The organism is Rudaea cellulosilytica DSM 22992 (assembly GCF_000378125.1).
Taxonomy (GTDB): Bacteria; Pseudomonadota; Gammaproteobacteria; order Xanthomonadales; family Rhodanobacteraceae; genus Rudaea; species Rudaea cellulosilytica.
On the sequence record NZ_KB899241.1, the window covers coordinates 505,746 to 519,651 of the forward strand.

Sequence of the window (13,906 nt, forward strand, 5' to 3'; positions counted from 1 at the left end):
GATCGGGGACGATCGCAGTATTTTCTGGAGTTGAGACGATGTGGTATTTCAGCTGGATACTCGGCATCGGACTCGCGGTCAGCTTCGCGATCCTCAATGCGATGTGGTTCGAGGTACACGCCGACTCGCAGGCGAAGCAGCGCAGCGACGAGGGTTGACTTCCGGCCCCTTGCCGGAGTTTCGAGCGACGCTAGCCGAGTCGTTCGGCAGTCGCGGATGAAAGCAAACTCGGGCGATTGCCTGCGATAATGCGCGTCCCGCACTACCGTCGCAGCCGATGACCGACCCCGGCAACACCGCCCACCATTCCGCATCGCAGGGCGCACTCGCACGCCTGCGCTGGCTGGTGCCGCTGGCGTTCCTCGTGGTGACGGGCTGGTTGCTCTGGCGCGAGGTCGGCACGCAATTCGATCTGCCCGAGATCCAGCGCACCCTGCTCGACGTACCGACGCTGCCGGCGCTGGCCATCGCCCTGCTGGCGCTGTTCGCGGTCGCCTTCACCGGGCTCGTCGACGGCCTGATCGGGCACTGGCTCAGCCTCGGTCTGCACTGGCGCGATTACCTGCGCCTGTCCTTCGTCGCCAACGCGCTGGCGAACACGCTCAACCTGTCCGGCGCGATGGGCGCAGGTATCCGCCTGATGGGGCTGACTTCGCACAAGGTACACCTGCCGCGTGCGGCCGCTCTCATCGGCATGCAGGCGCTATCCCTGCCTCTCGGTCTGTCGCTGCTTGTCGTGCTGACCTTGACGACACACTCGCTGCCGCTGACCGCGGGAACGACCGAGCGCACAATCGCTTATCTGGTGCTGGCCGCGGCCGCACTTTATCTGCCCCTGTACTTCTTCCTGACGACGCGGCGGTCGCTGATGCGCTGGCTGCCGCACGATCTCAGCCTGCCACCGTTGCGGCTGAAACTCGAGCTCGTCGCGATTTCTCTGATCGACTGGGTGCTCGCCGCGGCAGTGCTCTGGGCTTGCCTGTGGATTTCCGGCGCGCACGTGAAGGGCAGTTTGCTGCTCGGTGCGTTCGCCGGTGCATCGGTGCTCGGCCTCGCGAGCCAGGTGCCGGGTGGGCTCGGCGTGTTCGACGGTTTGATCCTGATCGCGCTGAAGGAAGCTGGTTACGATCCGCCCGTGATCGTCTCCGGCCTGCTGCTGTTCCGCGTCACCTACTACCTCCTGCCGCTGCTCGCCGGGCTCTACGTCGGCTCGGAGATGTTCACGCAGAATTCGCAGGCGCTGGCGCGGCTGCGCACGCGCCTGTCCAGCCATCCGCTGTTCGGCCTGCTCGGCCTGCCCGCGGTGCTGCTCGCCGATCTCGGCACGCGCCTCGTCGCGATCCTGACCTTCCTCGCCGGCGCCTTGCTGCTCGCCTCCGCGGCGATGCCCTCGGTGATCGAGCATGTCAACGTCGTGCGCGAGCATCTGCCGATCCTGTTCGTCGAGGGCGCGAGCTGGTTTTCGATCCTCACCGGCGTGTTGTTGTTGGGACTCGCGCGAGGTATCGACGGCCGCTTGCGCGTGGCCTATCGCCTGACTACGTGGCTGCTGCTGATCAGCGCGGGCCTCGCGGTGACCAAGGGCCTGCATTTCGGCGAGGCGCTGTTCCTGCTCGCCGTGGCACTGCTGCTGCGCACGCGCAAGCGCGCGTTCACGCGGCGCGCGATGACCCTCGGCGCGATGACCTCGGCCGGCTGGTACACGGGCCTTGCCGTGTGCGTGCTCGTGTTCTTCGCGATCGGCGCGGCGCAGGTACTCGGCGATGATTCGTTCGACCTGTTCTATTTCGGCTTCGGCGAACACACCTCGCGCATCGGCCGCGGTCTCGTCGCAGCGGGCTTCGGCCTCGTCGTCTATTTCATCTGGCAGTTCTTCGCCGTGCGCCGGCCGGAGCTCTCGCTACCGAACCGCGGCGACCTCGAGCAGGCGCGCGCGATCTACCGCGCGCACGGCGGCGGCGAGTTCGCGCACCTGACCTTCATGCGCGACAAGCACCTGTTCTGGGCCGCCGACCACAAGGCCGTCGTCGCCTACGGCAGCGTGCGCAACCGCCTCGTCGCGCTCGGCTCGCCCTGCGGACCGGAGAACGAGATCGACCGCGCGATCCTCGAATTCCGCCGCCACGCCGACGCACAGGATCGCGTGCCGATCTTCTACGAGGTGCTCGAACCGGATCTCTCGCACTTCCACGACGCCGGCTTCGACCTGTTCAAGCTCGGCGAACTCGCGATCGTCAAGCTCGACGAATTCTCTCTCGCCGGAAAAAGGTGGGAAGACCTGCGCCAGGCGGTCAACCGTTCGACCAAGGAACAACTCACGTTCGAGATGGTCGCACCGCCGCACGACTCCGGCCTGATTGCGGAGGTGCGTGAAGTCTCCGACGCCTGGCTCGCCGAAAAGGGCTCGGTCGAGAAAGGATTTTCTCTCGGCCGCTTCGACGGCGACTATCTCGACTGGAGTGCGCTCGCGCTCGTGCGCCGCGCCGGCAAGCTGATCGCCTTCGCCAATTTCGTTCCCGGCTACGGAGCAAACGGCACGGCCAGTGTCGACCTGATGCGCCACCTCAGCGACGCGCCGCGCAGCACGATGGATTTCCTCTTCGCCAAGGTCATGCTCTGGGCACAGGCGCAGGGCTATCCGTCCTTCAGCCTTGGCATGGCGCCGCTGTCGCGCGTCGGCGACAACCCCTACGCACGCATCAACGAGCGCCTCGCCTCGCTCGCGTTCCGCTACGGCAACAACCTGTACAACTATCAGGGCGTGCGCCGCTACAAAGACAAGTTCAAGCCGGAGTGGATCGGCTCGTACCTCGCCTATCCGCGCGGCGCGTGGGTGCCGGGACTCTTGATCGACATCGCGGCCCTGGTTTCCGGCGGCTATGGGCGCTTCCTGTTCAAGCGCTGAGAATCCGCCCTCAAAGCTACTGCGCTCGACAATTTACGCGCCGGCGGTGCTCGGAATCCTCATTTACTGCTACGTAAACTCCGGTTCCTGCGCTACGGCGTTACGCAAATTCTCTTCGCTCGCTACGCTTGAGGGCGGATTCTGAATGCCTGCCCGAAAGTCCGGATGCGGCACCGCATCATTTCGCGTATCCTGCGCGGCCTCGACAAGCATCATCAAGGAGCGCACATGGGCCTCGACCTCGTATCCAGCGGCAAGGACGTGCCGAACGAAATCAACGTGATCATCGAAATTCCGAAGGACGCGGAGCCGGTGAAATACGAAGTGGACAAGGCCTCGGGCGCGATCTTCGTCGACCGCGTTCTGTCGACGCCGATGCGCTACCCGTGCAACTACGGCTACGTGCCGAACACGCTCGGCGGCGACGGCGATCCGCTCGACGCGCTCGTGATCCTGCCGCTGCCGCTGGTGCCGGGCTCGGTGATCCGCTGCACGCCGGTCGGCATGCTCAAGATGACCGACGAAGCCGGCGCCGACGAGAAACTCGTCGTCGTGCCGGTGATCAAGGTGTTCGCCGGCTACGCACACATCACCGACATCGGTCAGGTCTCGGCGAACTGGCTCGAGCGCATCGGCCATTTCTTCGAGCACTACAAGGATCTCGAGAAGGGCAAGTGGGTCAAGATCGATGGCTGGCAGGGCGCGGACGCGGCGAAGAAGGAAATTCTCGACGGCGTGAAGCGCTACGAAGCGTCGCCGGAGAAGCCGAAGTTCTGAGGGCGCAACGACCGGTGATCGGGCCGGACTCGCCCGACCGCGGCGGCGACGAGCTCAATCGTCGCTCTTGTTTTCCTCTTCTACCTTTCCTTGCGGCGCGATGTGCGGACCGTTGCACAGGTCCGACGAGCGCCAGATCAGGATGCGCCCCGTGCGCCACGGCACTTCGAGCTCCGGTTTCACCGGCACGCCGTACTTGGTGTAGAAGGTGATCACCTCGCCATCGGGATGCGCGGCGCACCATGTATACAGCTCGCCGAGGTTGATCGCTTCGAACGGCTGCGTGAGCCGCCCCGGAAATTCGAACAGGCCGTGATGCCAGCCGAGATGGACGACCGGCTTGCCGGCTTCCTGTGCGGCGTGGATGCGGTTGGCCGTTGCGCTGACGTCGAGCGTCGGCCCGACCGCCTGGGCGATCGTGAGCACGCCAAGCGTCGCCGCGGCGACACCGCAAAAGGCAACGGTTTGCAGTTGAGCCCGCGCGCGCGGATGCACGAGCAAAAGCACGCCGAGCGCGGCAATCAGCGCACCCCACAACGGCCAGATGCCGCCGAACACCGCCTGTTCGGTCACCGAGAAGCTGCCGCTACGCACGAGGCCTTCGAGGCCTGGCACACTCATCGCGTGCTGCACGAGCCAAGGCGCCGCGAACAGAACAATGCCGACTAGCAGAAGCAGAACGCCGAATGCACGCCCACGCACTCGCGCCGCGCCGTCGCCCATGACGAGCGAGAAATATAGAGCGAGTCCCGGCAGCAGCGGCACGAGATAGTGCGGCTGCTTGCCGCTGGCGAAACAGAACAACACGAACGCCGGCAGAAACCAGGCCACGGCGAAACGCGCAGCCTTGCTGCTGGCTAGATTGTCGCGCCAAGCACGCCACGGCGCGCGCAGACTCAAGCTCCAGGGCAGGATCATGAACGGGAGCACCATGAAGTACCACCAGACAGGCCGCGCATGGGCGAAGCTCTGCGTCATGCGCTCGGCGGTTTGATGGAACACCACGTCGTTGACATAGCTCCAGCCGCCAGCCGAGACCATGTAGACAAGCCCGACTACGACGCTGGCCACGACACCGGCCAACACCGCCGCGTACCAGCGCAGCGGCGCTTGCCGCGCGGTCGTGCTCCACCATGGCCCGAGCAGGCCGACGAGGCCGGCGTCTAGCAGCATCACCGGCCCCTTGTTGAGCAGGCCCAGGCTCAGACCCGCCGCGAAGATCGCGATGCCGCGGTACCAACGCCGCTCGTCGAAATCAATGATGCCGTGTAGGGCGAGCAGCACGCACGCGGCCAGCACGACATCGAACATGATCGCGCTGGCGAACACCGCGAAGAACACCATGCTCGCGAAAATCTGCGCGGCACGAATGGCCGTGCCGTCGTTCGCCGCGGCATCGATCGGATCGAGGCGACGCACGAGGCGCTCGAACAGCAGCAGCGCCACCAGCGAGACGACGAGCATACCGAGGCGCACGATCCACACGTTCAAGCCGGCCACAGTCCACGCAACGTTGATCAACCAGAACAACAGCGGCCCTTTGTGCGAATACAGCTCGCCATTGAGATGCAGCAACAACCATCCCGGCGAATTGCGCAATTCCCAAGCCACCGACAGATAGCGCGTCTCGTCGATCGGCGTCGCCGGCAGGAACAGCGCGGCCGGCAGCAGGATCAGGAACCAGTAAGTCCGCCAGTCGGCAAAAATCTTCTTCATGGACGCGAAATCGGATGGCGGCCTGCCATCAGCCCCTGTTCAACAGATTCTTCAGATCGATGATCGCCGCGTTCGCGCGCGACACGTAGTTGGCCATCACCAGCGAATGATTGGCGAAGAAACCGAACGGGCTGCCGTTGAGGATCAGCGGGCTCCACACCGGCTTCTGCGATTCTTCCAGTTCGCGGATCACCTGCTTGAGACTCACCATCGCGCCCTTGCGCTCCAGCGTTGGACCGAAATCGGCCTCGATCGCCTTGAGCTGTTCGAGCAATGCCCAGGTGTAGCCGCGCGACTCGTAGAAGATGTCGTCGATCTTGTTCCACGGCGTCTTCACTACCTGCTGGCCCTGCGCGTTCTGCATCAACGCGGTGCCGGCCGGCGTCTCGCCCTGCAACTGCAGCTGGCCGACGCTGGCCGACAGGCGCTGCGACAGTGAGCCGAGGCGCGTGGAAACGAGATCGAGATAATCGGCGAGGCTGTCGGCGCGTGCGTAGAACTGCGCACCGTTCGCGTCGTTCTTGCCGAGCTTCACGAAATAATTCTCGACATGGCCGATCGCCTTGCGGTACTGGCTCTCCGAGCTTGGCAACAACCAGCGATCGTTCGGCGAGGAGAACAGCGGATCGGCTTCCTTGAGGTCGCCGTCCTCCTCCGACTGCGATTGCGAGCGCGCGAACTTGTTGCGCATCTCGCGGGCGAGGTCGCGGGTGGCGGTGAGCACGCCAAATTCCCAGTTCGGCACGTTGTCCATCAGCACGCCGGGCGGAAACTTGTCGTTGGAGAGGTAGCCGCCGCGCTTGTCGAGCAGCGTTTCGGCACTGCCGATCAGGGTTGCGGTGACGACGCTGCCGACGACGACGGGCTGGTTGTGTTGCGCAGAGCGCTCCTGCGCGAACTTGACCACGTCGAACTGCGCGGGCTCGTAACTCCACCACCACATCAGCGCGAGCACGATGAGCACGTACAGCGTGACGATGACGGTGATGCCACGCAGCCAGTAGCGCCGTCCGCCGGCGCGCGGAGTCGGGATCGCGTTCATGGGAGCCTCCTTACTGCTTGCAGCGTCGTACGGGTCTGCATTGTGCCGCAAAGCATGCGGCGCTTGCATGCTTGCCGGCGCAACCGGGAGGCGGCCGTTCAGCGCGCGGCGAACGCGTCGCTGCGCACGATCGTCTCGCGCAGCCCCGGCAGCACCGCTTCGATCGCCGCCTCGTGCTTGCGCCATTTCTCCGGATCGGGCTTCGATACCGTGTAGCGCGACAGCGGCAACTCGGCGTCGAGCGGACGGTCCCAGGCGAAGTCGACGGCAGTGTACAGGCGCGCGATCTCCGCTGCGGGATCGGCGGTCAGCGCATCGTAGCGCGCCACATGTACGCGTTCGCCCGGGAACGCGGCGAGGTCGTCGAGCAAGGCCTGCGTCACCGCCTGCCATTGCGCGGCGACGACCTCGTGCAGCGGCTTGCCATTGAGTTCGCGCCAGCCCGGCGTCAGCACGAGCGACCATGGCAGGCCATTCCAGTCGGGCAGGTTCGGATAAGTGCGGAAGCGCCCCGAGTTCCACGCCTCGATCATGCTCGCGAGCACCTGGCGTACGTCGCGATGCAGATAGATGAATTGCGCCTCGGGGAAAACCTTGGCGAGGAACGGAATGCGCAGCGAATTCTTCGGCGTCTTCTCGAGCAGGCGCAGCGGCCATTGCGCCGGCGGTGCGCCGTCGCGGTCGCGCAGCGAGGCGCGAAAGCGTGCGCGCAGCTCCTTGACCACGTCGCTGCCCGCGGCGTCGACATCGAGACGATTCGAAGCGAAGCCGCGCGCGCGCGGATGCAGCACGCCGATGCCTTCGATCAGGCCATGGCTCTCATCCCCGATCGTGTAGACGTCCTTGGCGCGTGTCAGCGTTTCGAACAGGAAGGTCGAGCCCGAGCGCGGTGGCGAGACAACGAACACCGGTCGGTCGAACTCCGCGTCGCGTGCCGATTTGGCGATGCGCGGAGCATCGCGTGGCTCGCCGAAGATGACGGGTGTAGCGTCGTCGATCAGCGCCGAGCCGACCACCATGACCATCAGCACCTTGTGGAAATCGAGATCGTTGGTCAGGAACAACTGACCGCGCAGCTGGCGCATGCGCTCGACGAACTCGTCGAGCACGCGGCGGAACTCGGCGCGGCCTGCCGGCGCGTCGCCGTGGCGCGACCACAGCGCCTGCCAGCGGCGCATGAAATGCATCGCCGCCTGCTGTGCCTCGGGAATCGCCGGCTGCTGCGGGCGCAGTTGCCCGAACAGGAATGACAGGTGCGAATGCAGCTCCCACGGTGACATCACCGCCGGCGAATTCACCGATTCGAACTGCAGATCGCGCGAAGCCTGTGTCTGCGGTGCGACGAGTTCCGCCTGCCAGCCCGCCGTATTCGCATGGTGCGGACGTGAACGCTGCATGTGCTCCCAGAACCGATCGCCGCCGACCGTATCGGCGACGAGATGGATGCGCACCTCATCGCCCTGGTTGAGCACGCGATGCAGGCGCCAGGTGTCGAAGATCCAGCACTCGCCCGCGGCCATGTTGATCTCGGCATCGCCGCAATGAAAGCGCACACCGGGCTGGGTCACGATCGGCACGTGCACGCGCATGCGCTCGGCCCAGTAGTAGGCCTGGTCGATATGCGCGGTGACTTCGGCCTGCCCGGACAGGCGCATCAGGCGCGTGCGTCCGAGCACGACGCCGAGCGAGTTGAGCACCTGCTGCAGGTACGGCAGGCGCGCAAGCAACGGCGTCGGCCGCATCGGTCCGACCAAACCGTCGTTGTCCGCATCGCCGCCGACCGCGACCAGCGGCAGCGCCGAGTTGCCCGGGAAACCCTGCGGATGCGGACGCCACTCGGCTTCCTCGATCGCCGCGACTTCGGCAGCGAGCGCCGCGGCGTCGAAACGCAGCGGCAACTGGATGAAGGGGAACTGCAATCTCACGGTGCTTGCTCGCCACCGGCCTGCAGATACACCTCGCCACCCTTCTCGCGAAACTCGCGCGCCTTCTCTTCCATGCCTTTGGCCAACGCGTCGGCTTCGTTGGCGACGCCATGGTCTTTGGCGTAGTCGCGCACGTCCTGGGTGATCTTCATCGAGCAGAAATGCGGGCCGCACATCGAGCAGAAATGCGCGTGCTTGGCGGCCTCTTTAGGCAACGTCTCGTCGTGGAATTCCTGTGCCTTCTCCGGATCGAGACCGAGGTTGAACTGGTCTTGCCAGCGGAATTCGAAGCGCGCCTTCGACAGCGCGTTGTCGCGTACCTGCGCGCCCGGGTGACCCTTGGCGAGGTCGGCGGCGTGTGCGGCGATCTTGTAGGTGACGATGCCGTCACGCACGTCCTGCTTGTTCGGCAGGCCGAGATGTTCTTTCGGCGTGACGTAGCAGAGCATTGCCGTGCCGTACCAGCCGATCATCGCAGCGCCGATCGCGCTCGTGATGTGGTCGTAGCCCGGCGCGATATCGGTGGTCAGCGGGCCGAGCGTGTAGAACGGCGCCTCGTGGCACTTCTCGAGCTGACGTTCCATGTTCTCCTTGATCAAGTGCATCGGCACGTGGCCGGGGCCTTCGATCATCGTCTGCACATCGTGCCTCCACGCGATCTGCGTGAGTTCGCCGAGCGTGTCGAGTTCGGCGAACTGCGCCGCGTCGTTCGCGTCCGCGATCGAGCCGGGGCGCAGACCGTCGCCGAGCGAGAAAGCGACGTCATACGCTTTCATGATCTCGCAGATGTCTTCGAAGTGCTCATAGAGGAACGACTCCTTGTGATGCGCAAGGCACCACTTCGCCATGATCGAACCGCCGCGGCTGACGATGCCGGTGACGCGCTTCGCCGTCAGCGGAATGAACGGCAAGCGCACGCCCGCGTGGATGGTGAAGTAGTCGACGCCCTGCTCGGCCTGTTCGATCAACGTGTCGCGGAAGATCTCCCAGGTCAGTTCCTCGGCCTTGCCGTCGACTTTTTCCAGCGCCTGGTAGATCGGCACCGTGCCGATCGGCACCGGCGAGTTGCGGATGATCCACTCGCGTGTTTCGTGGATGTGCTTGCCGGTCGACAGATCCATCACCGTATCGCCGCCCCAGCGGATCGCCCAGACCATCTTCTCGACTTCTTCTGCGATCGAACTCGTCACCGCCGAGTTGCCGATGTTCGCGTTGATCTTGGTCAGGAAGTTGCGGCCGATGATCATCGGCTCGCTTTCGGGATGGTTGATGTTGTTCGGGATGATCGCGCGGCCGCGTGCGACCTCGCTGCGTACGAATTCGGGAGTGATGATTCGCGGAATCGCCGCGCCGAAGGATTGCCCCGGATGCTGACTCGACAGCTCCGCGTCGCGCAGCGTTTCAAGTTTCTGGTTCTCGCGGATCGCGATGTATTCCATCTCCGGCGTGACGATGCCGCGGCGCGCATAGTGCATCTGCGACACGTTCGCGCCAGCCTTCGCGCGCAGCGGCGCGCGCGTGTGCGGAAAGCGCACGCCGGCGAGCTTCGGATCGGCCGCGCGCCGGCGCCCGAATTCGCTCGACAGGCCCCTCAACGTTTCCACGTCGCCGCGTTCGGCAATCCAGTTCGCACGCAGCGGCGCGAGGCCGGCGACGAGATCAATGCGCACGCCCGGATCGGTGTACGGCCCCGAAGTGTCGTACACCGCGAGCGGCGCATTCTTCTCCGCGCCGAACACGAGCGGCGTATCGGACAACTGGACCTCGCGCATCGGCACCTTCAGATCGGCACGCGAACCCTGCGCGTGAATCTTGCGCGAACCCGGAATCGGGCGCGTGACAGTTTCCGACAGCGCGGTCGCGTCACGGACGAGATCGGCGGCGAGTGCGTTCATGGTTTCAACTCCTCAACAAAAAGGGAGGCGGCGCCGGGCTTTTCGTGAAGAATTCACGCGGCGCATGCGCGTCGTTGCCTGCGCTGCATCCGCAACACTCACTCCAAGCTCCCTACGCCGGCACAACCCGGATCAGGTACCAAGGGTTTCTCTCAGCCCGCGATCTGCACGGGCACCCCTGCTTCGTATGCAATTGAAACACGTGCAACGCCGCAATGCGAGCGATCGCGCAGAAGCTGTTCTCAAATCGTAGCGAGCGAAGGCAGTTTGGCCGCGCGCGGAGCGCTGGAACCGGCGTGTACAGTCGAGTACGTGAGGATTCCGAGCACCGCACGTGGCCAAAATGCCGAGCGCAGTTAGATTTGAAAGCAGCTGCTCAATCGCAGTGCACCGCGGCTTCCTCCGCGCGGCAACGATCCGGCCAGCCGTGCACGCGCCAGTAGTCGACGAAGCGATTGCGCGCGACATAGTCGGCGAAGGCTGCGTCGCGCCGGTGGCTGGCGAGTTCCTCGTTCCATAGCATCGAACTCATGCTCGACTGGCCATGCCGCCAGATCGCTTCGAGCATGGCGATGTCGCCTGCGATGTCAGGTTCGGGATCAAGCACGCGTGTCCAGTTGGCATGCTGACCGTCCGTTTCCGAACGCGCGATCGCCGCGCGCGCGGCCGACCATTTGGTCGCATCCTGCAGGGCATCGAGTACAGCGGTGTATGACGCCTGCCAGCGCGCATCCTCGGGCGTGGCCGCGCGTGCAGCGGCGACATCGCCGCGCCAGACGGCGTTGAACCAGATGCCCGCCTGGCGCTTGAACGGCACCGCGGCGAAGTAGGTCGTCGCCTCCTCGTGCCGACCTAACGTGTCGAGCGCATGGCCGAGCATGAAGTTGACTTCGATCGAGAGCGGATCGAAACGGTACGCGGTACGCACTTCGTCGAGCGCACGCGTGAGATAGCCCAGCGTGGTGAGCCGGCGCGCGTGCCAAAGGCGCAGCGTCGTATCCGCGGGCGCAAGCTCGATCGCGTGCTGCGTCAGCGCGATGCACGGCTCCCATTCGGCGTTGCGGCATTTGTCGTCGGCAATCACCGTATAAGGCTCGGCGAGATTTGCATCGAGCTTGAGCGCGGTCTGCGCTTCGGCCAGCGCGGCAATGCGCATCGTGCGCGCACTCTCAGCGTCGATATAGGACGGCTGGGTCAGTGCCATCGCGAGCCCCGCATGCGCGCGCGCGTAGCCGGGCGCGTCGGCGACCAGCACGCGGAAATCCGCCACGGCGCGATGCCAGTCGACGACGTCAAAGCGCAGCCAATGACGCGCCTCGAGGTAGCGCCGGTACAGCACCGGATCTTCGCTGCGCCGCAGTTCCGCCTGCAGGGAGGGCGACAAGGTCAGCGCCAGCGCCTGCGACACCGCTTCGACAATCTCTCGACGCAATGCGAACACGTCCGTCCCTGCGCGATCGAAATTGCGGCTCCACAACACCTCGCCCGAAGCAATCTCGGTCAGACGCAGTTGCGCATGCAAGGCCTCGCCGTCGCGGCGCAATGCGCCGACCAGCGCATAGCGAACGCCGAGCTGCTGCGCGAGCCGGCTCAGATCTTCGTCGCCCGCGCTTGTGCGGCCGGCCGAACTTCGTGCAATCACGCGCAAGCCATCGAGGCGCGCGAGGGTGGCGATCAGATCATCCGCAAGACCGTCGGCAAAGGCGCGATCCCCGGTCGCGTCGGCGTCGAGGCGGAACGGCATCACGACCAGTCCGCCGTCGGCGACACCGGTCGTCCCGGCGTTTGCGCTCGCCGACACTGCGATCTTGCGCTGCGGCCACGCGACATACGCAGACAAAAGCCCGAGCATCACGATTGCGACAAGGGCGAACGGGATACGCCAGCGCGACGATCCCGGCTGCGCCTGTGCCGGCGCAGCCGTAATCGGCGACGCCTGTACCTCTGCGGGCGCCGTGTCGACTGCAACGTGAGGCGATTCGACGGCCGCAACGAAACGGTAACCTTGCTTGGGCACGGTCTGGATGTAGCGCTCGCCATCATCGTCTAGCGCGCGGCGCACCTGCCAGATGATCTTGCTCAGGCTCGCATCGGAGACGACGGTATGCGGCCACAGCGCCGCGACGAATTGATCCTTGCCGACGAGCTGCCCGGCGCGCGCGACGAGCAAGGCCAGGGTATCGAACGCTTTCGGCGGCAGGTCGATTTCTTCTCCGTCGCGATGCAGGCGACGTTCGGCAACGTCGAACACGAACGGTCCGAAGGCGCAGCGAGAGGGAGGAGCCTTGTCTGCGACCACGAAGCGACCGTCTGTCGGGTTGTGAACCTAGGGGATAGCACGTCGCGAATTAAAAACGACAAAAAAAGGATACGCCGGCAAGGACTTTTCTGCATGCACTATCGCAGAGTGCATGGTCGGTACCACCCGACCGCGGACAACGCGCATGCGAAGTATCCGCAGCGGCGTCGCTCGAGCGGGAAACGACTTTCATCCAGCGGAGACCGGAAATGCGGAAGTTTTTGGCGATATGGGCGGCATGGGGCATGTTCTTCGCGCCAAGCACATGGGCGGCGGCGTACACGTTCACCTCGGCGAATTACAGTTCCGGCCAGATCACGGTGGGATCCAATCCTTATACGACCGCGATGCAGACGATCGGATCGTTCACAGTCGGCGCGCTGCCGGCGAATCAGTCGACTCAGTCGGACGCCATCGGATCCCTGCAGACCTGGAGCGTCAACGACGGTGTGACCACCCATACGCCGGCAAATTCGATACCGACTCTCTTCTCGGTCAGCACTGACGCCAGCGGCACCATCACCGGTTTCACGCTCAACGTTACTACCTCGCCGGTTACGGCAGGGCAGCCGGCGTATGCGGCTTTTATCAGCATGGCCGCCAACGGCTACCGCAACGTCACCGTCCAATACGACTCGTCTTGCTCGGCGCCGGCAACGGATACTTCGACCGGCAAGACCTTCTGCAATTCCCTGATCTACACCGGTGGCGATACGGTCGCCACCGCCGCGGCGCTTGCGGGCAGTTTCAGCACGGGCGGCACCGCGCCGACGACCTATGTCGTCACCCCAAGCGCCGGCACAGGTGGCACGATTTCGCCGAGCACGCCGCAAACTGTCAATTCGGGCGCTACAGCCACGTTCACCATGACGCCAGTTTCGGGTTACCAGCTCGCCAGCGTCAGCGGCACTTGCGGTGGCGCGCTGAGCGGCAATACCTACACCACCCAAGCGGTTACTGCGAACTGCACGGTGATCGCGACGTTCAGCGTTGCGCCTCCAACGACGTACACGGTCACACCCAACGCTGGCCCGGGCGGCACGATTTCGCCGAACACACCGCTGGCGGTCAACTCGGGCGCGACGACGATATTCACCCTCACGCCCAATCCGGGCTATCAGGTCGCCAGCGTCGGGGGCACCTGCGGCGGCACGCTGAGTGGCAATGCCTACACCACCAATGCGATTACCGCCAACTGCACGGTGAGTGCGGCCTTCAGCGTCGCCTCCGCACCCGCCCCCACAGCATCGGCACCGACGCTCGGGCAATGGGGACTCATCTTGCTGCTGTCCGGCATGTGCGCCGCCGTTGTCCGGCACGGACGGCGCGCACGCTGATCCTGCATCT

At 64.9% G+C, this 13,906-nt stretch carries 9 protein-coding genes and 1 riboswitch; of the genes, 4 read left to right on the forward strand and 5 right to left on the reverse strand.

The window, feature by feature from the left end; all coding sequences use genetic code 11:
- The first annotated feature begins 38 nt into the window (after window positions 1–38).
- The 3 genes from cydX (at window position 39) to ppa (ending at window position 3,682) form a co-directional block, all read left to right on the forward strand.
- Window positions 39–158 (forward strand): cytochrome bd-I oxidase subunit CydX, encoded by a 120-nt coding sequence (cydX, locus tag F455_RS22335; RefSeq protein ID WP_018971636.1) that lies wholly within the window; start codon window positions 39–41, stop codon window positions 156–158.
- A 119-nt stretch (window positions 159–277) separates the two neighbouring features.
- The gene (mprF, locus tag F455_RS0102275) at window positions 278–2,905 is read left to right on the forward strand and encodes a bifunctional lysylphosphatidylglycerol flippase/synthetase MprF (RefSeq protein ID WP_018971637.1); all 2,628 of its coding nucleotides are present in this window, start codon (window positions 278–280) and stop codon (window positions 2,903–2,905) included.
- Window positions 2,906–3,133: 228 nt separating this feature from the next.
- Complete coding sequence (gene ppa, locus F455_RS0102280; RefSeq protein WP_026292988.1) at window positions 3,134–3,682, forward strand: inorganic diphosphatase; 549 nt, start codon at window positions 3,134–3,136, stop codon at window positions 3,680–3,682.
- A 54-nt stretch (window positions 3,683–3,736) separates the two neighbouring features.
- On the opposite strand, the gene F455_RS0102285 is transcribed toward ppa, so the two are convergent.
- The 5 genes from F455_RS0102285 to F455_RS0102310 all read right to left on the reverse strand — a co-directional run bounded on the left by F455_RS0102285 (window position 3,737) and on the right by F455_RS0102310 (window position 12,511).
- Window positions 3,737–5,398: an ArnT family glycosyltransferase gene (locus F455_RS0102285; protein ID WP_018971639.1), complete on the reverse strand. Its 1,662-nt coding sequence runs from the start codon at window positions 5,396–5,398 to the stop codon at window positions 3,737–3,739.
- Window positions 5,399–5,426: 28 nt separating this feature from the next.
- The gene (locus F455_RS0102290) at window positions 5,427–6,440 is read right to left on the reverse strand and encodes a DUF2333 family protein (RefSeq protein ID WP_018971640.1); all 1,014 of its coding nucleotides are present in this window, start codon (window positions 6,438–6,440) and stop codon (window positions 5,427–5,429) included.
- Window positions 6,441–6,538: 98 nt separating this feature from the next.
- Window positions 6,539–8,365 carry a sulfotransferase gene (locus F455_RS21740; protein ID WP_157578384.1) on the reverse strand — a complete coding sequence of 609 codons (1,827 nt, stop codon included), beginning with the start codon at window positions 8,363–8,365 and terminating at the stop codon, window positions 6,539–6,541.
- Window positions 8,362–10,260, reverse strand: coding sequence for a phosphomethylpyrimidine synthase ThiC (thiC, locus tag F455_RS0102305; protein WP_018971642.1), 1,899 nt, complete (start codon window positions 10,258–10,260; stop codon window positions 8,362–8,364). Before thiC ends, F455_RS21740 begins: the two co-directional genes overlap by 4 nt.
- Before the next feature lie 92 nt (window positions 10,261–10,352).
- Window positions 10,353–10,450, reverse strand: a riboswitch (TPP riboswitch).
- A gap of 186 nt (window positions 10,451–10,636) precedes the next feature.
- Window positions 10,637–12,511, reverse strand: coding sequence for a winged helix-turn-helix domain-containing protein (locus F455_RS0102310; protein WP_169337277.1), 1,875 nt, complete (start codon window positions 12,509–12,511; stop codon window positions 10,637–10,639).
- A gap of 257 nt (window positions 12,512–12,768) precedes the next feature.
- On the opposite strand from F455_RS0102310, the gene F455_RS0102315 reads away from it, so the two are divergent.
- Window positions 12,769–13,896: an InlB B-repeat-containing protein gene (locus F455_RS0102315; protein ID WP_157578385.1), complete on the forward strand. Its 1,128-nt coding sequence runs from the start codon at window positions 12,769–12,771 to the stop codon at window positions 13,894–13,896.
- Window positions 13,897–13,906 lie beyond the last annotated feature (10 nt).

Bases quoted from the DNA above. Each gene is read 5' to 3' on its own strand.
- F455_RS0102290 (WP_018971640.1), bottom strand. From the start codon at position 6,440: ATGAACGCGATCCCGACTCCGCGCGCCGGCGGACGGCGCTACTGGCTG.
- F455_RS0102315 (WP_157578385.1), top strand. From the start codon at position 12,769: ATGCGGAAGTTTTTGGCGATATGGGCGGCATGGGGCATGTTCTTCGCG.
- thiC (WP_018971642.1), bottom strand. From the start codon at position 10,260: ATGAACGCACTCGCCGCCGATCTCGTCCGTGACGCGACCGCGCTGTCG.
- mprF (WP_018971637.1), top strand. From the start codon at position 278: ATGACCGACCCCGGCAACACCGCCCACCATTCCGCATCGCAGGGCGCA.
- F455_RS0102285 (WP_018971639.1), bottom strand. From the start codon at position 5,398: ATGAAGAAGATTTTTGCCGACTGGCGGACTTACTGGTTCCTGATCCTG.
- cydX (WP_018971636.1), top strand. From the start codon at position 39: ATGTGGTATTTCAGCTGGATACTCGGCATCGGACTCGCGGTCAGCTTC.
- ppa (WP_026292988.1), top strand. From the start codon at position 3,134: ATGGGCCTCGACCTCGTATCCAGCGGCAAGGACGTGCCGAACGAAATC.